The organism is Pseudoclavibacter sp. RFBG4, from assembly GCF_002931515.1.
In the GTDB taxonomy this organism is placed as follows: Bacteria; Actinomycetota; Actinomycetes; order Actinomycetales; family Microbacteriaceae; genus Pseudoclavibacter.
Genome location: NZ_PSYC01000039.1, coordinates 110,270 through 133,230, shown reverse-complemented (window position 1 = coordinate 133,230; position 22,961 = coordinate 110,270). Strand labels below are relative to the sequence as shown.

General features: G+C 68.1%; 22 protein-coding genes. 10 read left to right on the top strand and 12 right to left on the bottom strand.

Going from position 1 to position 22,961, the window contains the following annotated elements:
- Positions 1 to 573 precede the first annotated feature (573 nt).
- The 9 genes from pstB to C5E10_RS19460 form a co-directional block, all read right to left on the bottom strand.
- Entirely contained in the window at positions 574 to 1,353 is a 780-nt protein-coding gene (gene pstB / locus C5E10_RS15200; protein WP_104241957.1) for a phosphate ABC transporter ATP-binding protein PstB, read from the bottom strand.
- 47 nt (positions 1,354 to 1,400) lie between these two features.
- Entirely contained in the window at positions 1,401 to 2,513 is a 1,113-nt protein-coding gene (pstA, locus tag C5E10_RS15195) for a phosphate ABC transporter permease PstA (RefSeq protein ID WP_104241955.1), read from the bottom strand.
- Entirely contained in the window at positions 2,513 to 3,502 is a 990-nt protein-coding gene (gene pstC, locus C5E10_RS15190) for a phosphate ABC transporter permease subunit PstC (RefSeq protein ID WP_104332337.1), read from the bottom strand. Before pstC ends, pstA begins: the two co-directional genes overlap by 1 nt.
- A gap of 124 nt (positions 3,503 to 3,626) precedes the next feature.
- On the bottom strand, positions 3,627 to 4,724 hold the full coding sequence (locus tag C5E10_RS15185; protein ID WP_104332336.1) for a phosphate ABC transporter substrate-binding protein PstS: 1,098 nt from the start codon (positions 4,722 to 4,724) through the stop codon (positions 3,627 to 3,629).
- Between the two features lie 149 nt (positions 4,725 to 4,873).
- Complete coding sequence (locus C5E10_RS15180; protein WP_104332335.1) at positions 4,874 to 5,956, bottom strand: phosphate ABC transporter substrate-binding protein PstS; 1,083 nt, start codon at positions 5,954 to 5,956, stop codon at positions 4,874 to 4,876.
- A 146-nt stretch (positions 5,957 to 6,102) separates the two neighbouring features.
- On the bottom strand, positions 6,103 to 7,062 hold the full coding sequence (locus C5E10_RS15175) for an NUDIX hydrolase (protein ID WP_104332334.1): 960 nt from the start codon (positions 7,060 to 7,062) through the stop codon (positions 6,103 to 6,105).
- Positions 7,063 to 7,066: 4 nt separating this feature from the next.
- Complete coding sequence (locus C5E10_RS15170) at positions 7,067 to 9,196, bottom strand: RNA degradosome polyphosphate kinase (protein WP_258071163.1); 2,130 nt, start codon at positions 9,194 to 9,196, stop codon at positions 7,067 to 7,069.
- Between the two features lie 127 nt (positions 9,197 to 9,323).
- Positions 9,324 to 10,193, bottom strand: coding sequence for a mycothiol synthase (mshD, locus tag C5E10_RS15165; protein WP_104332333.1), 870 nt, complete (start codon positions 10,191 to 10,193; stop codon positions 9,324 to 9,326).
- Positions 10,194 to 10,201: 8 nt separating this feature from the next.
- A complete protein-coding gene (locus tag C5E10_RS19460; protein ID WP_258071162.1) occupies positions 10,202 to 10,921 on the bottom strand; it encodes a winged helix family transcriptional regulator in 720 nt (239 codons plus the stop codon).
- 81 nt (positions 10,922 to 11,002) lie between these two features.
- Here C5E10_RS19460 and C5E10_RS19455 point away from each other — a divergent pair, with 81 nt between their 5' ends.
- From C5E10_RS19455 to C5E10_RS15145, 4 genes are all read left to right on the top strand, one after another.
- Complete coding sequence (locus C5E10_RS19455) at positions 11,003 to 11,293, top strand: hypothetical protein (protein ID WP_258071161.1); 291 nt, start codon at positions 11,003 to 11,005, stop codon at positions 11,291 to 11,293.
- Between the two features lie 214 nt (positions 11,294 to 11,507).
- Positions 11,508 to 12,119: an FABP family protein gene (locus tag C5E10_RS15155; RefSeq protein ID WP_104332342.1), complete on the top strand. Its 612-nt coding sequence runs from the start codon at positions 11,508 to 11,510 to the stop codon at positions 12,117 to 12,119.
- Positions 12,112 to 13,317 (top strand): folate-binding protein YgfZ, encoded by a 1,206-nt coding sequence (locus tag C5E10_RS15150; RefSeq protein WP_104332331.1) that lies wholly within the window; start codon positions 12,112 to 12,114, stop codon positions 13,315 to 13,317. Before C5E10_RS15155 ends, C5E10_RS15150 begins: the two co-directional genes overlap by 8 nt.
- 2 nt (positions 13,318 to 13,319) lie before the next feature.
- Positions 13,320 to 14,390 (top strand): FUSC family protein, encoded by a 1,071-nt coding sequence (locus C5E10_RS15145; RefSeq protein WP_104241939.1) that lies wholly within the window; start codon positions 13,320 to 13,322, stop codon positions 14,388 to 14,390.
- Between the two features lie 48 nt (positions 14,391 to 14,438).
- On the opposite strand, the gene C5E10_RS15140 is transcribed toward C5E10_RS15145, so the two are convergent.
- On the bottom strand, positions 14,439 to 15,251 hold the full coding sequence (locus tag C5E10_RS15140) for a class I SAM-dependent methyltransferase (RefSeq protein WP_104332330.1): 813 nt from the start codon (positions 15,249 to 15,251) through the stop codon (positions 14,439 to 14,441).
- Between the two features lie 72 nt (positions 15,252 to 15,323).
- Between C5E10_RS15140 and C5E10_RS15135 the strand changes: the two genes are divergently transcribed.
- Positions 15,324 to 16,073, top strand: coding sequence for a phosphoglyceromutase (locus C5E10_RS15135; protein WP_104241936.1), 750 nt, complete (start codon positions 15,324 to 15,326; stop codon positions 16,071 to 16,073).
- A gap of 137 nt (positions 16,074 to 16,210) precedes the next feature.
- Here C5E10_RS15135 and phoU read toward each other — a convergent pair whose 3' ends face one another.
- Positions 16,211 to 16,912, bottom strand: a complete 702-nt coding sequence (gene phoU, locus C5E10_RS15130) for a phosphate signaling complex protein PhoU (RefSeq protein ID WP_104332329.1) — start codon at positions 16,910 to 16,912, stop codon at positions 16,211 to 16,213.
- Positions 16,913 to 17,085: 173 nt separating this feature from the next.
- Here phoU and C5E10_RS15125 point away from each other — a divergent pair, with 173 nt between their 5' ends.
- Both C5E10_RS15125 and C5E10_RS15120 read left to right on the top strand, forming a co-directional pair.
- Positions 17,086 to 18,258: a cell wall metabolism sensor histidine kinase WalK gene (locus tag C5E10_RS15125; RefSeq protein ID WP_104332328.1), complete on the top strand. Its 1,173-nt coding sequence runs from the start codon at positions 17,086 to 17,088 to the stop codon at positions 18,256 to 18,258.
- A gap of 97 nt (positions 18,259 to 18,355) precedes the next feature.
- On the top strand, positions 18,356 to 19,039 hold the full coding sequence (locus tag C5E10_RS15120; RefSeq protein WP_068479999.1) for a response regulator transcription factor: 684 nt from the start codon (positions 18,356 to 18,358) through the stop codon (positions 19,037 to 19,039).
- A gap of 82 nt (positions 19,040 to 19,121) precedes the next feature.
- On the opposite strand, the gene C5E10_RS15115 is transcribed toward C5E10_RS15120, so the two are convergent.
- Positions 19,122 to 19,721 carry a DNA modification methylase gene (locus C5E10_RS15115; RefSeq protein ID WP_104332327.1) on the bottom strand — a complete coding sequence of 200 codons (600 nt, stop codon included), beginning with the start codon at positions 19,719 to 19,721 and terminating at the stop codon, positions 19,122 to 19,124.
- Positions 19,722 to 19,898: 177 nt separating this feature from the next.
- Between C5E10_RS15115 and C5E10_RS15110 the strand changes: the two genes are divergently transcribed.
- From C5E10_RS15110 to rlmB, 3 genes are all read left to right on the top strand, one after another.
- Positions 19,899 to 20,381 carry a CarD family transcriptional regulator gene (locus C5E10_RS15110; RefSeq protein WP_104332326.1) on the top strand — a complete coding sequence of 161 codons (483 nt, stop codon included), beginning with the start codon at positions 19,899 to 19,901 and terminating at the stop codon, positions 20,379 to 20,381.
- A gap of 119 nt (positions 20,382 to 20,500) precedes the next feature.
- Complete coding sequence (gene cysS / locus C5E10_RS15105) at positions 20,501 to 21,925, top strand: cysteine--tRNA ligase (protein ID WP_104332341.1); 1,425 nt, start codon at positions 20,501 to 20,503, stop codon at positions 21,923 to 21,925.
- The gene (rlmB, locus tag C5E10_RS15100) at positions 21,922 to 22,917 is read left to right on the top strand and encodes a 23S rRNA (guanosine(2251)-2'-O)-methyltransferase RlmB (protein ID WP_104332325.1); all 996 of its coding nucleotides are present in this window, start codon (positions 21,922 to 21,924) and stop codon (positions 22,915 to 22,917) included. Before cysS ends, rlmB begins: the two co-directional genes overlap by 4 nt.
- Positions 22,918 to 22,961: the final 44 nt, after the last annotated feature.

Below are 22,961 nucleotides of genomic sequence, written 5' to 3'. Positions count from 1 at the left end.
TGGTTGTCTTCGGTGATTCGTTGTTGCTCGGGATGGAAAAGGCACTTCGTGCTGGAAACTTCTCCAACCCAGAGGGATTTCTCCATCCCGAGTAGTCGGCCCGGTGGCCCGGTGGCCGGGGTGAACTCACGGAACCGGATGCCGGCGTCTCGGCTGGGCGGCGGTCTGGCGTCCAGGTCGGCCTCGCGGCGCGGTGACGTGGCTCGCTGGGCGGGGTTTTCCCTGGTTGTCTTCGGTGATTCGTTGTTGCTCGGGATGGAAAAGTCACTTCGTGCTGGAAACTTCTCCAACCCAGAGGGACTTCTCCAGCCCGAGTTCTCGAGAGGTGGCCCGGTAGGCCGGGTGAACTCACGGAACCGGATGCCGGCGTCTCGGCTGGGCGGGTTTTCCCTGGTTGTCTTCGGTGATTCGTTGTTGCTCGGGATGGAAAAGTCACTTCGTGCTGGGAACATCTCGAACCCAAAGGGACTTCTCCATCCCGAGTCGGGTGGGAGGGCGGCACGGGCGCGAACGACGACTGCGGCCCCGGCGATGAACGCCGGGGCCGCAGTCGTGGATCGGGGGAGTGCGGGTCTAGCCGAAGCGGCCTGACACGTAGTCCTCCGTCGCCTGGACGGACGGGTTCTCGAAGATCGTCTTCGTCGTGTCGTACTCGATGAGCTTGCCCGGCATCCCGGTGCCGGCGATGTTGAAGAACGCCGTCTTGTCGGAGACGCGCGATGCCTGCTGCATGTTGTGGGTCACGATGACGATCGTGTACTCCGTCTTGAGGTCCTCGATGAGGTCCTCGATGGCGAGCGTCGAGATCGGGTCGAGGGCCGAGCATGGCTCGTCCATGAGCAGCACGTCGGGGGAGACGGCGATGGCGCGGGCGATGCAGAGACGCTGCTGCTGTCCGCCGGAGAGGCCGGAGCCGGGAAGGTCGAGGCGGTCCTTGACCTCCTTCCACAGGTTGGCTCCCTGCAGCGACTTCTCGACGAGGGCGTCGGCGTCGCTCTTGGAGATCTTCGTGTTGTTGAGCTTCACGCCGGCGAGCACGTTCTCGCGGATCGACATCGTCGGGAACGGGTTCGGGCGCTGGAAGACCATGCCGACCTGGCGACGAACGAGGACGGGGTCGACGCCGGGGCCGTAGAGGTTGTTGCCGTCGATGAGGACCTCACCGTCGACCCACGCCTTCGGGATGACCTCGTGCATGCGGTTGAGCGTGCGGAGGAACGTCGACTTGCCGCAGCCGGATGGGCCGATGAAGGCGGTGACGCTGCGGGGCTCGATGACCATGGAGACGTCTTCGACGGCCTTGAACTTGTCGTAGTAGACGTTGAGGTCGTTGACTTCGATGCGCTTGGACACTGTGTTTCCCTAACTTCCTGGCTGGTCGGCCTGGTCAGTCTGACCGGTTAGCCCTTGGGGGCGAAGAGCTTGGTGATCATGCGTGCGACGAGGTTGAGCAGCATGACGATGATGAGGAGGACAAGTGCGCCTGTCCAGGCGAGGTTGAGCATGTTCTCGGCACCGGCTCCGACCTGCTGCGTGTAGGAGCGGTAGACGAAGACGGGGAGGCTCATCATGGCGCCCTGCGTCATGTTGTAGTTCATGTAGATGTTGAAGCCGGCGGCGATGAGCAGCGGCGCGCTCTCTCCGATGACGCGGGAGATAGCGAGCATGACGCCTGTCGTGATGCCGGCGAGTGCGGTGGGGAGCACGACCTTGGAGATCGTGAGCCACTTCGGCACGCCGAGCGCGTATGAGGCTTCGCGGAGCTCGTTCGGGACGAGGCGGATCATCTCTTCCGAGGAGCGCACGACGGTGGGGATCATGAGCACGGTGAGGGCGATGGAGCCCGCGAGTCCGGTGCGCACGTTGGTGAGCGGGATGCCGAGCGTCTGCAGGATGAGCATGATCATCGTGTAGGCGAACAGGCCGGCGACGATCGACGGGACGCCGGTCATGACATCCACAAAGAAGTTGATGGCCTTGGAGAGGCGTCCCTTGCCGTATTCGACGAGGTAGATCGAGGTGAAGAGCCCGATCGGCACCGAGATGAGGGTCGCGACGAGGGTGATGAGGAGGGTTCCGACGATGGCGTGGATGCCTCCGCCGCCTTCCGTCACGACGCCGACCATCGAGGAGGTGAAGAAGGTCATGTCGAAGCGGGCGAGGCCGTTCGCGACGAGGGTGAAGAGCAGGGAGAGCAGCGGCACGAGAGCGAGCACGAACGCGGCCGTGACGAGCGAGGTGACGAAGCGGTTCGTGGCCTGGCGGGGGCCCTCGATGATGCGGGCGATGATCCACTGGCCGGCGATGTAGAAGATCGCGCCGAGGACGGCGAAGCCGGTCCAGTTGAACTCGCCGCCGCCTGCCGCGAGGAGCAGGGTGATCACGGCCGAGAGCGCGAAGCCGCCGACGAGGATCGCGTACGGGCCCCACTTGGGGAGGCGGCCGTGCGTGAGCGGGTTGATCATCTCGGGAGACGTCTGGTTCTGGGCTGGTTTCTGCAATGTTGACGTCATCAGTTGGCTCCTGAGAATTCCTTGCGGCGGCTCACGATCCATCGTGCGAGGGAGTTCACGAGGAGGGTGATGGCGAAGAGCACGAGACCGGATGCGATGAGCACGTTGATGTCGAGGTTCGACGCTTCCGGGAAGGAGAGGGCGATGTTGGCGGCGATCGTCGACGGGTTGGTGTTCGACGTCAGCTGGAAGGTGATCACGCCGGTCGCGGAGAGGACCATGGCGACGGCCATGGTCTCTCCGAGGGCGCGGCCGAGGCCGAGCATGATGGAGGAGACCATGCCGCCGCGTGCGAAGGGCAGGACGGCCATCTTGATCATCTCCCAGCGTGTTGCGCCGAGGGCGAGCGATGCCTCTTCGTGGAGTCGCGGCGTCTGGAGGAAGACCTCGCGGGTGAGGGCGGTGACGATGGGGAGCACCATGACGGCGAGCACGATGGCGGCGGTCAGGATGGTGCGGCCCGTGGCCGACACCTGGCCTTGGAAGAAGGGGAGCCAGGAGAGGTTCTCGTTGAGCCACACGTAGAACGGCTGCACGAACGGGCCGAGCACGGTTGCACCCCAGAGGCCGAAGACGACCGAGGGGACGGCGGCGAGGAGGTCGATGACGTAGCCGAGGGGTGCGGCGAGCTTGCGCGAAGCGTAGTGCGTGATGAAGAGCGCGACGCCGATGGCGACCGGCACGGCCATGAGGAGCGCGAGCAGCGAGGCCCAGAGCGTTCCGAAGATGAGCGGCAGCACGTACCAGAAGAAGTTGCCTTCGGCTTCCGGCTCGGCGAGGTTGGTCGCTCCGGCGACGAAGTGGCTGTTCTCGGCCGCATCGGGGAAGAAAGCTGGGAGCCCTTGGAAGAGCAGGAAGAAGAACACGGCGGCGAGGATCGCGAGGATGAGCGATCCGGAGAACGTCGAGAGGAAGCTGAAGACGCGGTCGCCCGGGCGCGACTTCGCCTTCACCGTTGTGCCCGCGTCTGGGGCGAGTTCTGCAGTCATCTGCTGAGGGTTTCCCTAAGTCAATTGGGTGGAACGAGGCGAGCGGCTGATGAGAGCCGAATCGCCCGGTGCCATGCTTTCACAGCACGGCACCGGGCTGAAACGGATCTTCGGCGCTCGCGGACTACTTGATGGCGTCGACCGCGGCCTGGGCCTGGGCGCGGAGGTCGTCCGAGATGGGCGCGGAGCCCGCGTTCTCGGCGGCCGCATCCTGTGCCTCAGGGCTGATCACGTAGTCGAAGTAGGCCTTGACGTTGGCACCGACGGTGGGGTCGGTGTACTCGGCGCAGCCGATGAGGTAGGACACGAGGACGATCGGGTAGACGCCTTCGGCGGAGCGGTCGAGCTCGAACGAGAGGTCGGTCGCGGCGCGGCCTTCCTCCAGCGTGGAGTTGTCGACGACGGCGGCTGCCGCCTCGGGGGAGAGCTCGACGAACTCGGAGCCCGTCTGGATCGCTGCCGTGCTGAGGTCACCGGCGGCGGATGCGTCGAGGTAGCCGATGGTGCCGTTGCCGGAGGTCAGTGCCTGCTGGACACCGGGGGTCTCCTGGGCGCCTTCGCCGCCCGAGATGGGCCAGTCGTCGCTGTCCTCGAAGGTCCACACGTCGGGGGCTGCTTCGACGAGGTACGACGTGAAGTTGCCCGTCGTGCCGGACGTGTCGGAGCGGTGGACCGGCGTGATGGCGAGGTCGGGGAACGTGACGCCGGCGTTGAGCGCGGCGATCTCGGGGGCGTTCCAGTTGGTGATCTCGCCCTTGAAGATCTTGGCGAGGGTCGCGGGGTCGAGGTTGAGCGAGTCGACGCCCTCGACGTTGAACGCGACGGCGATGGGGGAGATGTAGGCGGGGATCTCGACGAGGTCGGTGCCGTCGACGCAGTTGCCGAAGCCGCCTGCCTCGATCTCTTCCATCTTGAAGGCGCGGTCGGAGCCGATGAAGGCCGAGGTGCCGTTCGTGAAGTCGGTGCGGCCGGCGCCGGAGCCGCCGCCGGCGTAGTTGATCTGGATGTTCGGCTGGACGGCGGCGAAGCCGGCGATCCAGGAGGTCTGTGCGGTGCCCTGCGACGATGCGCCGGACGCGGCGAGGGTGCCCGTGAGCTGCGCTTCACCTTCAACTGCGGTTCCCGGCTCTGCTGCGGTTGGCTCGTTGCTGGCGCAAGCCGCAAGCGTGAGTGCGGCGATTGCGGCCATGGCGACCGATGCGCCTACTCGCGTGAACTTCATGGAGTTTCCCTTCGGGGACAGGTGACATTCCTTGGGATCAGTTGCGATCCGTCGGTGACGCTATGCGCGAAGGGTGACGAGGAGGGGCGGGGAAAGTGAACGGGGGGTGAACGGGCTGGGAATGCGCGCAGATTTCTTGCCGCTCCCGCTTACTTCATCTGCTCCAGGGCGGGCTCGATCTGGGTCCGCAGGGCGTCAGAGATGGGGGCGGAGCCCGCGGCCTCTGCCGAGGCTGACTGGCCCTCCTCGCTCACGACGAAGCTGAAGTAGGCCTTGGCGTTGGTGCCGACTGAGCTGTCGGCGTACTCGGCGCAGCCGATGAGGTACGAGACGAGCACGATCGGGTAGACGCCCGGCGTCGTTCGGTTCAGTTCGAACGCGAGGTCGGTCGGAGCGCGTCCCGCTTCGATGGTGGAGTTGTCGACGACCGCTGCGGCCGCTTCTGGCGAGAACGGCACGAACTCGCCGCCTGTCTCGACGGAGGCGGTCGTGAGCCCTTCGGCGGCGGACGCATCCATGTAGCCGATCGTGCCGTTGGCGCGCAGGGCTTGCTGCATGCCTGCGCTCTCCTGGGCGGCCTCGCCGCTGTTCACGGGCCACTCGTCGACCTCGCCGTAGCTCCAGGCGTCGCCGGCTGCCTCGTCGAGGTATGCCGTGAAGTTGCCGGTCGTGCCCGACTTGTCGGAACGGTGCACTGGCGTGATGGCGAGCGCGGGGAGGGCCGTGTCCGGGTTGAGGGCCGCGATCTCCGGCGCATCCCACGAGTCGATGTCGCCGGAGAAGATGCCGGCGATGGCCGCCGCGTCGAGTCGTAGCTCGTCGACTCCCTCGAGCGCGAACGCGACGGCGATGGGCGAGATGTAGGCGGGGATCTCGACGAGGTCGCTGCCGTCCGCGCAGGCGCGAAACGGGCCTTCCTCGATCTCGTCGATGTCGAACGCGCGGTCCGAGCCGATGAAGGCCGAGGTGCCGTTCTGGAAGTCGGAGCGACCCGCGCCGGAGCCGCCGCCCGCGTAGTTGACGCGCACATCCGGCTCGATGGGGTAGAAGCCCGCGATCCAGGCCGTCTGCGCGACGCCCTGCGATGACGCACCGGATGCGCTCAGCACGCCGTCCAGGTGCTGCGACCGCGGATCCTTGCTGACCGAGATCTCGTTGAGCGCGCATCCGCTGGTCGCGAGGGCGGTGGTTGCGAGGAGCGCCAGGGCGGCGAGTGCTCGGGAGTGGTGCATCGAGATCCTTCTGCCATCAGGGGTCAGGCGAGCCCGGGTCGACCGGGATCGAACTAGGGCCTGAATCAGTATGGACGAGAAGTGGACGCGACGTGACGCGCAGGTGAACGGCGGCGGGTGCGAGGGCTCGCAACCGCGGCAGCGGCTCAGGTGATCGGCCCGTGCGTCTCCGCCGCCACGACGCCCGCTCGCGGGTGGTTGACGGGCACGTGGATGACGGAGCACTCGCCGGTCGACAGCATCGCGTGGCGCGCGAGGGAGCTCGGGCGCGTCGCCGTGTGCAGGGCGATGGAGCGGATGATGGCGGGCATGACGGGTGAGTGGCTGCAGATGACCGTGCTGCGTCGTCTCGAGATGAGCTTGCGCACCACCTCGTCGAGCTCTTCCTCGTCCTTCGTGTACGAGCCCTGGGCGATGCTGCGCTCGACCTGGGGGGTCAGGTCGAGGAGCGAGCTGATGGGGGCCACGGTCGAGCGACAGCGCACGGCATTCGAGGTGATGACCGCTTCCGGGCCGAACGAGCGGAGGATGGGGACGACCGTCTCTGCCTGCTCGAGTCCTCGGGCCGTGATGGGGCGCGAGTCGTCGTCGCCCGGCCACGACTGCGGGGGCACGGCCGTCGCGTGGCGGAGCACGAGGATCGCGAAGGTGCGGTGCAGCCCGCGCCGGTACCGGTCGGCGAAGATCTCGAGCACTTCGCGGTCTCGGTCGTAGCTGAGGAGCTTCTTGGCCTTCTTGAGCGATACCCAGTCGATGCCGTCGACCTCGTCGTTCGGCTCGAATACATGCCCTTCGTACGTGGCGTCGTCGACCTCGGCGGTCCAGTAGTGCACCTCCTTGGGCCTGCCGTTCGGCATGACGTACTCGACGTACCCGAGGGGTGCGCCGAGGGTCGCCCGGTAGCCGGTCTCCTCTTCCACCTCTCGGGCGGCCGTCTCCGGCAGCGTCTCTCCGGGGTCGACCTTGCCCTTGGGGAGGGAGTAGTCGCCGTGCCGCCCGCGGTGGATGATGAGCACCTTGAGCTTGTCGTCGGCGATGTCTTCGTGCCACAGCACAGCGCCTGCCGCGTAGACGGTGCGCGAGGCGGCAGGGATGTCGATCGTCATGCGGCTAGGCCAGCGTCGTCGGCCTGCGACGCTTGCTGATGCGTCGCATCATCTCGTCGTGCAGGTCGGTGAGCCGGTCGCCGTTCTCGTCCCTGGCGTGGCGGATCCACTCGGCGTCGGAGCCGAGGTGCCAGGTCGCGGTGGTGTCGGCCATCGCGAGGTCGAACATGCCGCCGATGTCGGCCGCGTGGTTCTCGTCGGTGATGCGCACGAGCGCTTCGATGCGGCGGTCGAGGTTGCGGTGCATCATGTCGGCAGAGCCGATGAACACGCGCTCGTCGCCGTCGTTCGCGAAGCAGAAGATGCGGGAGTGCTCGAGGTAGCGCCCGACGACGGAGCGCACTCGGATGGTCTCGCTGAGGCCGGGGACGCCGGGGCGGAGGCCGCAGATGCCGCGCACCCAGATGTCGACGGGAACGCCAGCCTGGCTGGCGCGGTAGAGCGCGTCGATGATCTCCTCGTCGACCATGGAGTTGACCTTGATGCGGATGCGGCTCGGCTTGCCGTCGAGCGCGTTCTTGCGCTCCTTGTCGATGAGGTTGAGGAGGCCGGGGCGGAGGTGCATGGGGGCGACGAGGAGGCGCGTGAACTTGCGCTCGATGGCGTAGCCGGAGAGCTGGTTGAAGAGGCGCGTGATGTCGCGGGAGATCTTCTCGTTGCACGTGAAGAGCCCGAGGTCCTCGTAGATGCGGCTCGTCTTCGGGTTGTAGTTGCCAGTGCCGATGTGGTTGTACATCTTGAGCTCGTTGTCTTCCTTGCGGATGACCTGCAGCAGCTTGCAGTGGGTCTTGAGTCCGACGGTGCCGTAGACGACGTGCACCCCGGCTTTCTCGAGCTTGCGAGCCCAGACGATGTTGTTCTGCTCGTCGAAGCGCGCCTTGATCTCGACGAGGACCAGCACCTGCTTGCCCGATTCCGCGGCCTTGATGAGGGCGTTGACGATGGGGCTGTCGCCGGAGGTGCGGTACAGGGTCTGCTTGATGGCGAGCACGTTCGGGTCGGCGGCGGCGACCTCGAGGAACGCCTGCACGCTCGTCGAGAACGCCTCGTACGGGTGCTGCACGAGCACGTCTCGGCGGGCGATGGCGCCGAACATGTCGGCCTTCTCGTCGCTCTCGGACGTCCGGAAGGCGGCTGCGGTGACGGGCACGTGCGTCCGGTACTTGAGGTCGGGCCGGTTGATCGCCCCGAGCGCGAAGAGGCCGCCGAGGTCGAGGGGGCCGGGGAGCACGTACACCTCGTTGTGGGTGATGTCGAGCTCCGTCATGAGCAGCTCGAGGGTCTCGTCGTCCATGTCGTTGGAGACCTCGAGGCGGATGGGCGGGCCGAAGCGGCGGCGCAGGAGCTCCTTCTCGAGGGCCTGCAGGAGGTTCTCGGTCTCGTCCTCCTCGATCGTCATGTCCTCGTTGCGGGTGAGGCGGAACGCGTGGTGGTCGAGGATCTTCATGCCGGGGAAGACGTGCCCGAGGTGCTGGGCGATGAGGTCCTCGAGCAGGATGAAGCGGGCCTTGCCGTGGTCGGACTGCAGCGGGTAGAAGCGCGGCAGCACGGGGGGCACCTTGAGGCGGGCGAACTCCTCCTTCTCGCTGCGGGGGTTGTAGACCCGCACGGAGATGTTGAGGGAGAGTCCCGAGATGTAGGGGAACGGGTGCACGGGGTCGACGGCGAGCGGCATCAGCACGGGGAAGATCTGCTCGTCGAAGAGGTCGCCGAGCTCGACGCGCTCGGCGTCGGAGAGCTCGTCCCAGCTGACGATGTGGATGCCCTGGTCGGCGAGCTCCGGGCGCACGCTGCCGTTGAAGATCGCGGCGTGCCGCTTCTGCAGCTCGTAGGCCTTCGAGCGGATCGTGTCGAGCGCCTCCTGCGGCGGAACTCCCGCGGGGGTCGGGACGGCGAGGCCGGTCGCGATGCGGCGCTTGAGGCCCGCGACTCGCACCATGAAGAACTCGTCGAGGTTCGACGAGAAGATGGCGAGGAAGTTCGCACGCTCCAGGAGGGGCGTCGAGGGGTCCTCGCCGAGTTCGAGCACACGCTGGTTGAACGCGAGCCAGCTCAGCTCGCGGTCGACGAAGCGGCTGCGCGGCATCTCCTGCGAGTCTGAACCGGCCTCGGGGGCGCGGAGTTCGATAGTCATGCGGTCATCCTTCCAGGTGTGCGGAGAGGAACGGCGTCTTGTCGTCCGAGTCTCGCGGGAGCTCGTCCCTGTCCTGCAGGAATCGGGGGTTCCTGCCGGTGAAGATCAGCAGAGTCACGCGAACGGATCATGAACGGGTGCGTCGGTACTGCACGTCGATCGAGAGCTGCTCGTAGCCGAGAGAGCGGTAGAGGGAGAGGGCGGCGTCGTTGTCGCCTTCGACGTAGAGGGAGGTGCGCTTGGCACCTGTCGAGTGCATCCGCTCGAGGCCTGCCTGCATGAGTGCGCGGCCGAGCCCGCGGCCGGCGGCCTGGGGGGCGACGCCGACGACGTAGATCTCGACCTCATCGCCTTCGCGCTTGAGCCAGTTGTAGCCGAGGAGCGTGCCGCCGGCGTCGCGCAGCAGGAGGAAGTCGTCGGCGTCGAACCATTCGGTCGACTGCCGCGCCTGGAGGCCGGGGGAGTCGAGTGCGCCCTGCTCCGGGTGGCTGCGGAAGACGGTGGCGTTCAGTGCCAGGAAGTCGTCGGCGTCGGCTGGAGTGAAGGGCGAGATCGAGTATCCCTCAGGGGTCGGCGGCGTTTCGGAGTCCGCCGCGGTGAGGGGGCGACCGAGCTTCAGGAGCGTGCGCACGGCGTCGAGGCCACGGGAGGCGGCGAGCCCGGAGGCGCCCGCCAGGTTGCCGTGGGCCCAGAAGACCGGCGCGGCCGACCCCTCAGCGGCGACGGCGTCGAAGAGCTCGCCACCCAGGCCTCGCCGCCGGTGCTCCGGGTGCACGACGAGCTCTCCCTCGACGGTTCCGTCGTCGAGGTCCCGCGTGAGGGCCGCGGCGATGAGCCTGCCGGAATCGTCGATGGCCGTCAGGCGCCGCTCACCGAGCGACAGCAGCGTGTCCTCGTTGAACGGGGCGACGCCGTCAGCCGCGGTTGCGGCGTCTGCGAGTTCGCGGACCTCCGCACTTCGAGGCGCAGCCGACGCGGCAGTGGAGAGATCGGGCATCGGTGCTCCTAGGGGGTGGTGGCTTCGTCGAGCGATGACCCGCCGGTGGGGACCGGCTCGTCCCGTGCCGCTTCGCCGTTGCGCAGGAGCCGGTAGCCGACGTTGCGGACCGTGCCGATGACGCTCTCCTGATCGCCGAGCTTGGCGCGCAGTCGTCGCACGTGCACGTCGACCGTGCGTGTGCCGCCGAAGTAGTCGTAGCCCCACACCTCGCTCAGCAGCCGCTCACGCGTGAACACGTGGTCGGGGTGCGAGGCGAGATACCGCAGCAGCTCGAACTCCTTGAACGTCAGGTCGAGGGTGCGCCCTCGATACCTGGCCGTGTAGCTGTGCTCGTCGATCGTCAGAGGGCCGATGGCGATCGTGCCGCTCGGCTCCTCGACCGCCGCCTGGGGGCGGAGGAGGCGGATGCGCGCATCCACCTCGGCCGGGCCGGCCGTTCGCAGGATGACGTCGCCGATGCCCCAATCGGAGGAGATGGCGGGGAGGCCGCCTTCCGTGATGGCGAGCAGCACGGGAACGGACGACTCGATCGTGTTGAGCACGCCGCACAGGCGCTTCGCGCTCGGGAGGTCGCTCGTGCCGTCGATGATGTTCGCGTCGGCCTGGGGAGCGGATGCGAGGGCTGACGCGGTCGGTGGGAGCACCCGGACGCGGTGCGCCAGAAGCGTGAGGGAAGGGAGAGCGTGCTCGACGCCGCCGGCGCTGAACAAGAGGACGTCTGCCAAATGTGGCCTCCTCGATGTTTGGTCGGACTCGCTGGCTAGTCTACGCACCCTCGGGACAGCTCCAGCGTGCACAATGGGGCAATGACCCGCGAACGAGTGAGCATCGGCATCGTCTGGCTGGCTGCAGTGGTCGGAGTGTTCGGCGTTGCGATCCTCGCGGATCCCTCGCGGCACCTGGTCTGGGTGAGCATCCTCATGCTCACGCTCATCTGCCTGACCTGCCTCCTGCAGCTGCGCCTGCAGGAGAGCGACGGGTTCATCATGCGGATGAGTCTCAGCCTGGTCGGCGCCCTGGTCGTGCTCGGCGTCGCCTCGCTCGGCTTCGCGCTGCTCGGCGGCGACGCGGTGGTCGGAACACCGAGTCACAGCTGAGCCGCGCCGCCCTTCGCGCGCGGCCGCAATGGCTAGGATGGACGGCATGGACACCGTGCTTGTTATCGAAATCATCTTCACCGGCTTGCTGGTGCTCGCGCTCATCGCCATCAGCTTCGTCTCCGTGGTTGTGCTGAAGAACCTCTTCAAGGGTCAGAACTAGCCAGCCCCCGCAGGGCGCCGCAGCTGCTGGATCGAGAGGAAACCCCCGATGGTGTACGACATCCCAACTGACCTCCCTCCCGAGATCGTGCCGCTCTCCTGGCTGCTCGGCGTGTGGGAGGGCACTGGCCACATCGAGTACAAGGTGGGTGAGGAAGTCCGCGAGCAGGCCTTCCGCCAGCGCGTGAGCTTCAGCCACGACGGCCTTCCCTACCTCAACTACTCCGCGCAGCTGTGGCTCGAGGATGGCACGGGCGACGAACCCGTGCAGGTGCCGCTCACGGGCGAGACCGGATTCTGGCGTCTGGCGCGCACGAGGGACGACGGCGATGTCGGTCCCGGCTATCTTCCCCCGACGGCCCCCGCCACCATCACCGATGCGGACGGCGTCGAGGGGCTCCGCGACGACGAGCAGGCGTTCCCGCTCGAGGTCTCCATCGTGCACCCGACCGGACTCCTCGAGCGCTACAGCGGCAGCGCGCGCGGGCCGCGAATCGACCTGAAGACCGAGGAAGTCCTGCTCGCGCCCGGCGCGAAGGAGTTCACCGCGTCCACCCGCATGTACGGCTACGTGGCGGGGGAGCTGCTGTGGGCCTGGGACATCGCCGCCCTCGGCCAGGAGCTCGCGACCCACGCGTCGGCGAAGCTGGCCAAGCTTGACTGAGCAGCCCGTCTCGACCGCTCCTTCGTCGGCTGCCGACGAGCCTCAGCCGTACCATTCGCCCTTCCTCGCGCTCCCCGGCGCGGTGGAGGGCGTCGGCATCGACGCGGGTGTCGCCTGGCACTACGGGCAGGTGACGGCCGACCAGCGTGAGCTCGCAGCGGGCCGCTCCATCGTGGATGCCTCGCACCTCGGCGTCATCCGCCTCACGGGCGCCGACCGGCTCACCTGGCTCGACTCGCTCACCTCGCAGCGCCTCACGACCCTCGAGCCCGGGCAGAGCGCTGAGACGCTGCTCCTCGACATCCAGGGGCACATCGAGCACGGCGCTGCCGTGCTCGACGACGGCACGGCGACCTGGCTCATCACCGAGCGCGAGTCGGCCCCCGTGTTCGCCGCCTGGCTGAACCGGATGCGGTTCCTCCTCGACGTGCAGGTCGCCGAGGTCACGGACCAGTTCGCGGTCGTCGCGACGCTCGGGCAGCTCGACCTCGGTGCGGCGGCCCCCAACGGCACGCCGCTCGTCTGGAACGACCCGTGGGCCGCTCCTCCCGCACACGGCTGGAGCTACTCGCAGTTCCCGGTCATCCCCGCCGACGGCGCGGTCGACGCGCACCCCGGAGCCGACTTCCCGGTGAAGCTGCATGTCCTCGAGCGCGCGAGCCTGCAGGGGCTCGTCGACCGCGCACTGGCGGGCGAGCTGCCCGTCGCAGGCATGCACGCGTTCGAGGCGCTCCGTATCGCGGCGCTCCGTCCCCGCCTGGGGGCTGAGGTCGACTCGAGGGCGATCCCGCACGAGTTCGACTGGCTCCGCAGTGCCGTCCACCTCGAGAAGGGCTGCTACCGCGGGCAGGAGACCGTCGCGAAGGTCCACTTCCTCGGTCGTCCGCCGCGCAGGATCGTCCTCCTCGACCTCGACGGCTCGCTCGGCGAGCTGCCCGTGGCCGGCAGCACGCTTTCGGTCGAGGGCGACGACAAGGCGCAGACGGTCGGACGCATCAGCTCGGTCGCGATCCATCACGAGGACGGCCCCATCGCGTTGGCGCTCGTGAAGCGCTCGCTCGCGGAAGACGCCTCGCTTGTCGTGGAGCTCGCCGACGGGCAGCAGGTCTCGGCGAGCGCGACGACGATCGTGTCGCCGACGGCTGGCCGCGCGGCAGACGTGCCGCGCCTGCCGCGCCTCGAGCGTCGCGGGCAGTAGACGTGTCGGCTCCGGCGGCTGGCGTCGGGGCCGCGTTCGCCCGTCTGCGGGCCTCGCTTCCGGCGGTGCTGCAGATCACGGCGGCGGCCTTCGCCGCCTACGCGATCGCGCACTGGGGGCTCGGGCATCCCATCCCGTTCCTCGCCGTGACGGTCGCGATCACGAGCCTCGGCCTGCAGCGCGACGCGCGCCCCCGTCGTGTCTTCGACACCGCCCTCGGCATCACGTTCGGGGTGCTGCTCTCCAACCTCTCGCTCCTGCTCTTCGGGCGTGGCGTGTGGCAGGTGACCGTCGTCCTCGCGGTTGTGCTCCTGCTCGCGCGGCTCGTGCACCCGAGCCCCGGGTTCGCGATCGGCGCCGCCGTGCAGGCGTCGCTGGTGCAGCTCATCCCGGTCCAGGGCGTCGGCGAGTACTCGCGCCTTCTCGACGCGGTCATCGGGGGAGCGGTGGCCATCGCGGCGACCGCGCTCATCCCGCGCAACGCGTCGGCGCTCGCGAAGAACGAGGCGAAGGGGCTCATCGGCGCGCTCGCGCAGGCGCTCGGCGACATCTCGCAGGCCCTGCGCAGGGGAGACAGCGATGCGGGGCTCGCCGCGCTCGAGGAGCTGCGCATGACGCAGGCCACGCTCGACGCCTGGTCGACCGAGCTCGAGAGCGCCGCATCCATCGCCAGGATCTCGCCGTTCATGCGCCACCATCGCGGGAGGGTCGAGCGGATGGCGGAGCTGCGCACGAGCATCGACCTCGCCACGCGCAACCTCCGGGTGGTCGCGCGGCGTGCCTGGTCGCTGTCGTGGGATGGTCGCCACCGCGAGGAACTCGCCGATCTCCTCGGCGACATCCAGTCGGGGATGCTCGAGCTGCAGCTCGGTCTCGACGACGACGCGATGCTCCACCAGTCGCGCCAGACGCTGCTCATCGCGGCGGCCAGGCTGGAGCCGGAGCACCTGCATGGAGCGCAGCTCGGCGACTCGGTGCTGCTCATGCAGTGCAGGCCCCTCGTCGTCGACCTGCTCATCGCGAGCGGCATGGAGGCGGAGGCCGCTCGCACGGCTCTCCCCGAGGTCCACTAGCCGCCGCGCGAGACTTTGCTCGCCGTGTTGTGGCCCCCGACGCGCGGACTACGAGGGTGAGAGCGCGCCGGAGGCGGGGGCGACGGCGTCCCACGACACCGTGATCTCGCCGAGGCGCCAGCGCTTCCGCGAGTCGACGAGCGGCCAGCCGGCTGCGCGCATCCGCTCGCACACGGCGATGAAGCGCTGCCTCGCGCCGAACGTCTGTCGTGGGGCCTCCCGCTGCCAGGCGTCGTCGAGTGCCTTCAGGTACTCGTGCACGCCTTCGCCAGGCACGTTGCGGTGGATGAGGGCCTTCGGCAGCCGCTCGGCCACCACGAGCGGGGACTCGAGGCTCGCGGTGTGCAGCGAGACCGTGAACGTCCGAGGCCCCGCCGCGTCGACGCCGATCCAGGACGAAACGCGCCCGACCTCGTTGCACGTTCCCTCGACGAGCAGACCGCGCGGCGCGAGTCGACCGGTCATCCGGGCCCAGGCCTCGGCGACTTCCGACTCGTCGTACTGTCGCAGCACGTTCATGGCTCGGATGACACTCGGCTGCTCGCCGCCGGGAGTCGGCACCTCGAAGCCACCGACGGCGAAGCTCACGCGGCCCGCGAGCTCTGGCCGATCGCCGAGCTGCGCTCTGGCGAGCGCCACGCGCCCCGGGTCGATCTCGAGGCCGTGCACTCGCACCTCGGGCGCGGCCCCTCGGAGGCGACCCGCGAGCTCGAATGCCGTCGCACCGCTCGCCCCGTAGCCCAGGTCGACGACAAGCGGGCGCTGGGCGGACCGCAGCGCGGGGTGCGCTGCGATCCAGCGGTCGACTCTCCGCAGGCGGTTCGTTCCCGTCGTTCCGCGTGTGAGTCGACCCAATGGCATGCGACGAGACTATTTCAGCTTCCGTCTTCTCGCCGTCGCACGCGGGCCACCCCCACTCGGTACGCTTGGACCATGACTGAAGCGCTGACCCTCATCCTGGTCCGTCACGGACAGAGCGAATGGAACGAGAAGAACCTCTTTACCGGCTGGGTGGATGTTGAGCTCACCGAGCAGGGCCGCGAAGAGGGTGCCCGCGCGGGCCGCCTCATCCGCGAGTCCGGCCTCAAGCCCAACGTGCTCTACACGTCGCTGCTCACGCGCGCGATCGACACCGCGAACCTCGCGCTGAAGGAAGCCGGCCGCGGCTGGATCGACGTCGAGCGCACGTGGCGCCTCAACGAGCGCCACTACGGCGACCTGCAGGGCAAGGACAAGGCCCAGGTCCGCGACCAGTACGGCGAGGAGCAGTTCATGGAGTGGCGCCGCTCGTACGACACGCCGCCGCCCGCCCTCGACGACAGCAGCGAGTTCTCGCAGGCCCACGACGAGCGCTACGCGGACCTCGGCGATGAGCTGCCCCGCACCGAGTGCCTGAAGGACGTCCTCGTGCGCTTCCTCCCGTACTGGGAAGAGGAGGTGCTGCCGACGCTCGTCAAGCGCGGCACCGTCATGGTGGCCGCCCACGGCAACAGCCTGCGTGCGCTCGTGAAGCACCTCGAGGGCATCAGCGACGACGATATCGCCGCCGTGAACATCCCGACCGGCATGCCCCTCGTCTACCGTTTCGACCCCGAGACGCACGAAGTCCTCGGCAAGGGCGAGTACCTCGACCCCGAGGCAGCAGCCGCAGGAGCTGCCGCGGTCGCGTCGCAGGGCAAGTAGCACCGGGCCTCGCTGCACAGCAGAACGGCGGGTGCTCCAGGAGAATCTCCTGGAGCATCCGCCGTTCTGCTGCTGCTCAGAGCTGGGCCGTTTTCCAACCCCGTGCTGTCACGCCCGAACCTGAGGACCCGAGACGCCTAGACGCCGGGGGTGACCGGGGCGACCGGAGTGGAGGGCTCCTTCTCCTGCATCCACTCGCCGCTGGTCAGGTACTGCACCTTCTGGGCGATCGAGACCGCGTGGTCGGCGAAGCGCTCGAAGTAGCGGCTCGCGAGCGTCGCGTCGACGACCTCGACGCTCTGCGCCTGGATGTCGTCGGACAGGAGCGCGTCGAACGTGCTGCGGTGCAGATCGTCGATCTGCGTGTCGCTCGCCTTGATCTCGTCGGCGATGCGGTTGGTCTCCTCGTCATTGCCCGCGTCGAGCAGGGCGACGAGCTGACGGGCGACGGCCACGTCGAGGCGGCTCATCTCGGCGAACACCGGACGAAGCGTGTTCGGACCGACGCCACCGGGGAAGCGGTAGCGAGCGAGCGCCGCGATGTGCGCCGCGAGGTCGCCCATGCGCTCGAGCGAGGAGCTGATGCGCAGCGCGCTCACGACGAGGCGCAGGTCGCGGGCGACGGGTGACTGGCGGGCGATGATCTCGATGGTGTGCTCATCGAGGGCGATGGCGAGCTCGTCGATGCGGGCATCGTCGGAGATGACCTGCTCGGCGAGGGCGACATCGGAGGTGGTGAACGCAACGGCGGCGCGCTGCATGGCGGACTCGACGTGGCGGGCGATCTCCACGAGGCCGTTGCTGACCTCAGCGAGTTCCTGCTGGAAAACTTCGCGCATGTTTATCCTCTTGTTTCGTGGCAACGGGCGATGTGCCGCTGCCCGCGTTTCTGGGCAGACCGGTCGCCCAGTCCCTCTGGGAGTGACTCTGCTCTCACGGGCGATTCTACGGAGCCAAGGTAACCGACTCGTGTACGACGGGTGTCGAGTCCGCTGGCCCATATGCTGGGCACATGGACTCGTCCGTCGCAGTGGTCCTTGCGATCGTACTCGGCTTCCTCTTGGGTGCAGGTTTTGTCTGGCTGCTCCACGTCGCCTCGGTACGGCAGGCAAAGGCAAGAGCTGCATTCTCCCCCCGCCTCCCCGAGGGCATCGAGCATCTGCTCGGCGCCCTCGACTCGATCGTGATCGTCACCGACCCGTCCAGGAACGTCTACCAGTCCTCCCCTGGAGCCACGTCGAAGGGGCTCGTCCGTGCCGGCGGGCGCCTCGACGAGCGTGTCGGGGCCGTCGTGGATGAGGCGAGACGTCAGGGCGAGGCGGTCACCAAGGACCTGGAGATCGCCCGTGGGCCCTTCGGGCGCTCGGAGATCCACGTGAGGGTGCGTGCGGCGCCCCTCTCGACGCGGTTCTTCCTGGTGCTCGCGGAGGATCGCACGGAGGCGCTCCGCGTCGAGAGCGTGCGCCGAGACTTCGTGGCCAATGTGAGTCACGAGCTCAAGACGCCCATCGGCGCGGTCACGCTGCTCGCAGAGGCCATCGCAGAATCTGCGGGTGACGTGGAGCAGGTCAAGTACTTCACGGGTCGGCTCAGCAAGGAGAGCCTGCGCCTCGCCTCGATCACCAACGAGCTCATCGAGCTGTCCAGGCTGCAGTCGAGCGACTCGCTCGCAGACCCGGAGCTCATCTCGATCCACGAGATCCTCTCCCTCGCCGTCGACCAGTCGCGTGTGCCCGCCGAGGTGGCCGGCGTCGACATCGTGCTCGGCGACGACGTGGATGCGTTCGTCTACGGCGAGCGGGCTCACCTCCTCATGTGCTTCACGAACCTCGTGTCCAACGCGGTCCAGTACTCGTCGCCGAACTCGCGCGTGGGGATCGGCACACGACTCGTCGACGACACCGTCGAGGTCGCCATCTCGGACCAGGGCATCGGCATCGCCCCGGAGGACCAGGGGCGCATCTTCGAGCGCTTCTTCCGGGTCGACCAGGCCCGTTCGCGACGCACCGGCGGGACGGGCCTCGGCCTGAGCATCGTGCGGCACGTGGCCGAGAACCATGGCGGTGACGTGCGCGTCTGGTCGCAGCCAGGCAAGGGATCGACGTTCACGGTTCGCCTTCCCTCCGCCGATTCCGTCGTCGCGGAGATCGACCTGCAGCGCTTCACCGAGCGCCGCTCAGCCTGAGGCGCGCCGGGCATCCCCGACCGACGGCGCGCCGTCGAACGGGCGCGGCCCTTGGCGCGTCACGCAATGTTCACGAAAGATATGCACAATGGCCTCCGTGACCCGCATCCTCCTCGTCGAAGACGAATCCGCACTGCATGAGCCGCTCTCCTTCCTCCTCGGACGGGAGGGGTACGAGGTCGCCGTCGCCGAGACGGGCCTCGACGCCCTCGACCTGTTCGACCGTGATGGTGCCGACCTCGTGCTCCTCGACCTCATGCTCCCTGGCGTGCCCGGGACCGAGGTGTGCAAGCAGATCCGCCTCACGTCGAAGGTGCCCATCATCATGCTCACGGCCAAGGACAGCGAGGTCGACATCGTCGTCGGTCTCGAGCTGGGTGCCGACGACTACGTCACGAAGCCGTACTCGACGCGCGAGCTGCTGGCCCGCGTGCGCGCTGTGCTCCGCCGCAACGAGCAGGAGGACGAGGGCGAGGACGACAGCATCATCGAGGTCGGCGAGGTGCGCATGGACCTCGACCGGCACACCCTGCAGGTCTCGGGCAAGGTGACCCCGATGCCGTTGAAGGAGTACGAGCTGCTCGAGTACCTGATGCGGAACTCCGGCCGGGTGCTCACGCGTGGGCAGCTCATCGACCGCGTCTGGGGGCCGGACTACTACGGTGACACCAAGACGCTCGACGTGCACATCAAGCGCATCCGCAGCCGCATCGAGGAGAAGCCGTCGACCCCCGTGCGCCTCGTGACCGTGCGCGGGCTCGGCTACCGCTACGAGGGCTGAGCGACTCCCAGACGGCGCAACACGCGAGAAGGGCGCATCCACTGAAGTGGATGCGCCCTTCTCGGCAGTCTGCGTGCGTCGGCTAGGCCGTGCCGCCTTCTTCCGGTGCCTCGGTGGGCGCCGTCGTGGGTGCGATGCTCGGCGGTGCCGCGGGCGGCTCGGTCTGGGCGGGGCCGGGTACGAGCGTCGAGTACTCCGGCAGCGTGCCGTCGAGGACGGGAACGGTCACCGCCTGCATGGTCTGGACCCCGTCGAGGGTCGCCGTGAAGTCGACGTCATGCGTGGAGCCCGGGGTGAAGTCCATGCCTTCGAGGAGGACGGTCGCGCCCTCGCCGAAGCCCACCTGCGTGACGCCCGCGGATGCGTCGACGGGAACGGTCACGACGACCTCCTGCTCGACGCCGTTGATGAGTCCCGTGTACGTGATGTCCAGCGAGCCGGCGCTGCCCGTGTGGTTGACGACCGAGAAGATGAGGTTCGCTCGGTCGGTCACATCGGTGCCGACCAGCGTGTCGGTGATGAGGATGGCGTTGCGGACCTCGAGGTCGCCGACGTTGGCGTTCGTGCCGTCGCTCGCCGAGTACTGCGTCGTGGTTCGCTGGGGGGAGATGTAGTTGCAGCCGGCAAGCCCAACCGCGACTGCGGCGGCAAGGGTGACGGACGCGACGGCGCGGATCTTCACGTCTGGAGCCTCCAGGTTCGGACCGTGCGACTGTCGCCGCACGAATTCACAGGATGCAGGAAGCCTATCTGATCCAGGTGCCCCTCCTGGACGACGCGGCGGCGGACTCTACCACCCCAGTCCTCGAATGAGCCGTTTTGACATGGTACTCTTAGGTGCCGAAAGGGGCTTGTATTTATGCAGTTTGAGGTCGGGGAGACAGTCGTCTATCCCCATCACGGCGCGGCCACCATTTCAGAGGTGAAGATCCGAGTCATCAAGGGCGAAGAGAAGATGTTCCTCAAGTTGAACGTTGCACAGGGAGACCTCGTCATCGAGGTTCCTGCTGACAACGTCGACCTGGTAGGAGTACGCGACGTCATCGGGCAGGACGGTCTCGACCGTGTGTTCGAGGTGCTGCGCGCCCCCATCACCGAGGAGCCGACGAACTGGTCCCGCAGGTACAAGTCGAATCTTGAGAAGCTCGCCTCCGGCGATGTCATCAAGGTGTCGGAGGTCGTGCGCGACCTCTGGCGACGCGACCAGGATCGGGGCCTGTCTGCGGGTGAGAAGCGAATGCTCGCGAAGGCCAGGCAGATCCTCGTCTCGGAGCTCGCACTCGCGGAGAAGACCGACGAGGACAAGGCCGGCGACGTCCTCGACAAGGTCCTCGCTTCCTAATCAGCACTCCGGTTTGTTCTCCGGCTCGTGAGGGCCGTTCGATGCACACCATGCGCTTCGCCGTCAGGGCCGCGCGGACATCCATTCGTCCGCGCGGCCCTGACGCGTATGCTGGTGCAGTGAACCAGCGCATCTACGACACGCAGACGCAAGCACTCGGCGACTTCACGCCGATGGTGCCAGGCGAGGTCTCGATGTACGTCTGCGGGCCGACGGTGCAGTCAGCGCCCCACGCTGGTCACCTGCGTTCAGCGCTCGTCTACGACCAGTTCCGGTCGTGGTTCGAGGCGAGCGGCCTTCGGGTGACGCTCGTGCGCAACGTCACCGACATCGACGACAAGACTCTTGCCGGAGCCACAGCGGACGAGCCGTGGTGGGCGCTCGCGTACCGCGTGGAACGCGAGTTCAACGCCGCCTACGCGGCGCTCGGCATCCGCCCACCCACGTACGAGCCTCGCGCGACGGGGTCCATTCCCGAGATGCAGGAGCTCATCTCGCTGCTCATCGAGCGCGGCCACGCGTATCCGGCCGCCGACGAGAGCGGCGACGTGTGGTTCGACACCGGCAGCTGGCCGAGCTACGGCGAGCTCACGCACCAGCGCCCCGAGGACATGGCCGAGGGCGAGGCGCCGAGCCGCGGCAAGCGCAGTGCCGCCGACTTCGCGCTCTGGAAGGGGCGCAAGCCAGGTGAGCCGGAGTCGGCCGCCTGGGCGTCACCCTGGGGCTCAGGCCGGCCGGGCTGGCACATCGAGTGCTCGGCGATGTCGACCAAATACCTCGGGCCGACCTTCGACATCCACGGCGGGGGCCGTGACCTCCGCTTCCCCCACCATGAGAACGAGCTGGCGCAGTCGCGCGCCGCGGGCCTCGAGTTCGCGCGCACGTGGGTGCACAACGGCCTCGTCTCGGTGGCAGGGCAGAAGATGTCGAAGTCGATCGGCAACACCGTCTCTGCGCTCGACCTGCTGTCCTCCGCTCGCCCCGTCGTGGTCCGCTACTTCCTCGGGTCGGCGCACTACCGCTCGACCATCGAGATCGGGGAGGCCTCGCTCGAGGAGGCGGCCGCGTCGTTCGCGCGCATCGAGTCGTTCCTCGAGCGCGCGGAGCGGGCCGGCCTCCCGATTCCCGCCGAGCCGGTAGGCGCCGGGGCGCTCGACGGCCTTCCCGACGCGTTCGTCGCCGCGATGAACGACGACTTCGCGGTCCCGCAGGCGATAGCGTCGCTGCACGAGACGGTGACCGCCGGCAACCAGGCATTCGACACGGGCGCGGCGGATGCGGCGGCACAAGCGGCACGCGAGGTCACCTCGATGCTCGACATCCTCGGCATCAACCCACGCGCTGAGCAGTGGAGCGGGGGAGCGGATGCGGCTGGCGACACGGCCCTCGCAGCCCTCGTCGACTCCCTGCTCGTGGAGCGCAAGCAGGCCCGCGGTGCGAAGGACTTCGCCCGCGCAGATCAGATTCGAGACACGCTGGCAGCAGCCGGCGTGCAGATTGAAGACTCGCCGAACGGCAGCTTCTGGACGTTGGAGAAGGCATGAGCACGAATTCGCGCGGCAACCGCAGCAAGAAGGGCCCCACGAAGGGCACGGGCGGCAACGGCCGCAAGTCCCTCGAGGGCCGGGGCAACACGCCGCGCGCCGAGGACCGTTCCTGGCACGTGGCCGGCAAGCGCAAGGCCGCGAAGGAACGCCTGGAAGCCGCTCGCGGTGGCTCCAAGCCGCGTCCGGCGCAGCGCGAGGGCGGCGCCCCGCGCCGGGCGCGGACCGATGACAGCACGGAGCTCGTGACGGGCCGCAACTCGGTGGTCGAAGCGCTGCGCGCCGGCATCCCCGCCACGACGCTCTATGTCGCCGCGCGCGGTGAGATGGATGAGCGCGTGAAGGAGATCTTCAAGATCGCCACCGAGCGCAAGATCCCGATCCTCGAGGTCATGCGTCCCGAGCTCGACCGCATGGCGGGCCGCGACGCGGTGCACCAGGGCGTCATCATCAAGGTGCCGGCGTACACGTACGCCGACCCGATGGAGGAGCTCGACCGCGCCATCCAGCGTCGCCGGAACCCGCTGTTCGTCGCGCTCGACGGCATCACGGACCCTCGCAACCTCGGCGCCATCGTGCGTTCCGTGGCGGCGTTCGGCGGCGATGGCATCATCGTGCCGCAGCGACGCTCGGTCGGCATGACGGCCTCCGCGTGGAAGACGTCTGCCGGCGCCGCAGCGCGTCTGCCCGTCGCCATGGCCTCGAACCTGACGGCCACCATCAAGGCGTACAAGAAGGCCGGCGTCTTCGTCATCGGCCTCGACGGCGACGGCGACGTCTCGCTGCCGTCGCTCGAGCTCGCGACCTCTCCGCTCCTCGTCGTCGTCGGCAGCGAGGGCAAGGGCCTCTCGAGGCTCGTCACCGAGCACTGCGACGCCATCGTCTCCATCCCGATCGACGGGGCGACGGAATCCCTCAACGCGGGCATCGCGACGAGCATCACGATGTACGAGGTCTCGAAGCTGCGGGCCGCCAAGCGCGCCGCCAAGTAGGCGCGGCAACTGCGATCAGATGGGCCTCACCTGCGGGTGGGGCC

What these genes read in the sequence shown, in the direction of transcription:
- C5E10_RS15125 (WP_104332328.1), top strand. Translation starts at nt 17,086, where the DNA reads ATGGACTCGTCCGTCGCAGTGGTCCTTGCGATCGTACTCGGCTTCCTC.
- C5E10_RS15140 (WP_104332330.1), bottom strand. Translation starts at nt 15,251, where the DNA reads ATGCCATTGGGTCGACTCACACGCGGAACGACGGGAACGAACCGCCTG.
- pstA (WP_104241955.1), bottom strand. Translation starts at nt 2,513, where the DNA reads ATGACGTCAACATTGCAGAAACCAGCCCAGAACCAGACGTCTCCCGAG.
- C5E10_RS15110 (WP_104332326.1), top strand. Translation starts at nt 19,899, where the DNA reads ATGCAGTTTGAGGTCGGGGAGACAGTCGTCTATCCCCATCACGGCGCG.
- C5E10_RS15185 (WP_104332336.1), bottom strand. Translation starts at nt 4,724, where the DNA reads ATGAAGTTCACGCGAGTAGGCGCATCGGTCGCCATGGCCGCAATCGCC.
- mshD (WP_104332333.1), bottom strand. Translation starts at nt 10,193, where the DNA reads ATGCCCGATCTCTCCACTGCCGCGTCGGCTGCGCCTCGAAGTGCGGAG.
- C5E10_RS15175 (WP_104332334.1), bottom strand. Translation starts at nt 7,062, where the DNA reads ATGACGATCGACATCCCTGCCGCCTCGCGCACCGTCTACGCGGCAGGC.
- pstC (WP_104332337.1), bottom strand. Translation starts at nt 3,502, where the DNA reads ATGACTGCAGAACTCGCCCCAGACGCGGGCACAACGGTGAAGGCGAAG.
- phoU (WP_104332329.1), bottom strand. Translation starts at nt 16,912, where the DNA reads ATGCGCGAAGTTTTCCAGCAGGAACTCGCTGAGGTCAGCAACGGCCTC.
- C5E10_RS15180 (WP_104332335.1), bottom strand. Translation starts at nt 5,956, where the DNA reads ATGCACCACTCCCGAGCACTCGCCGCCCTGGCGCTCCTCGCAACCACC.
- C5E10_RS19455 (WP_258071161.1), top strand. Translation starts at nt 11,003, where the DNA reads ATGACCCGCGAACGAGTGAGCATCGGCATCGTCTGGCTGGCTGCAGTG.
- C5E10_RS15135 (WP_104241936.1), top strand. Translation starts at nt 15,324, where the DNA reads ATGACTGAAGCGCTGACCCTCATCCTGGTCCGTCACGGACAGAGCGAA.
- rlmB (WP_104332325.1), top strand. Translation starts at nt 21,922, where the DNA reads ATGAGCACGAATTCGCGCGGCAACCGCAGCAAGAAGGGCCCCACGAAG.
- C5E10_RS15170 (WP_258071163.1), bottom strand. Translation starts at nt 9,196, where the DNA reads ATGACTATCGAACTCCGCGCCCCCGAGGCCGGTTCAGACTCGCAGGAG.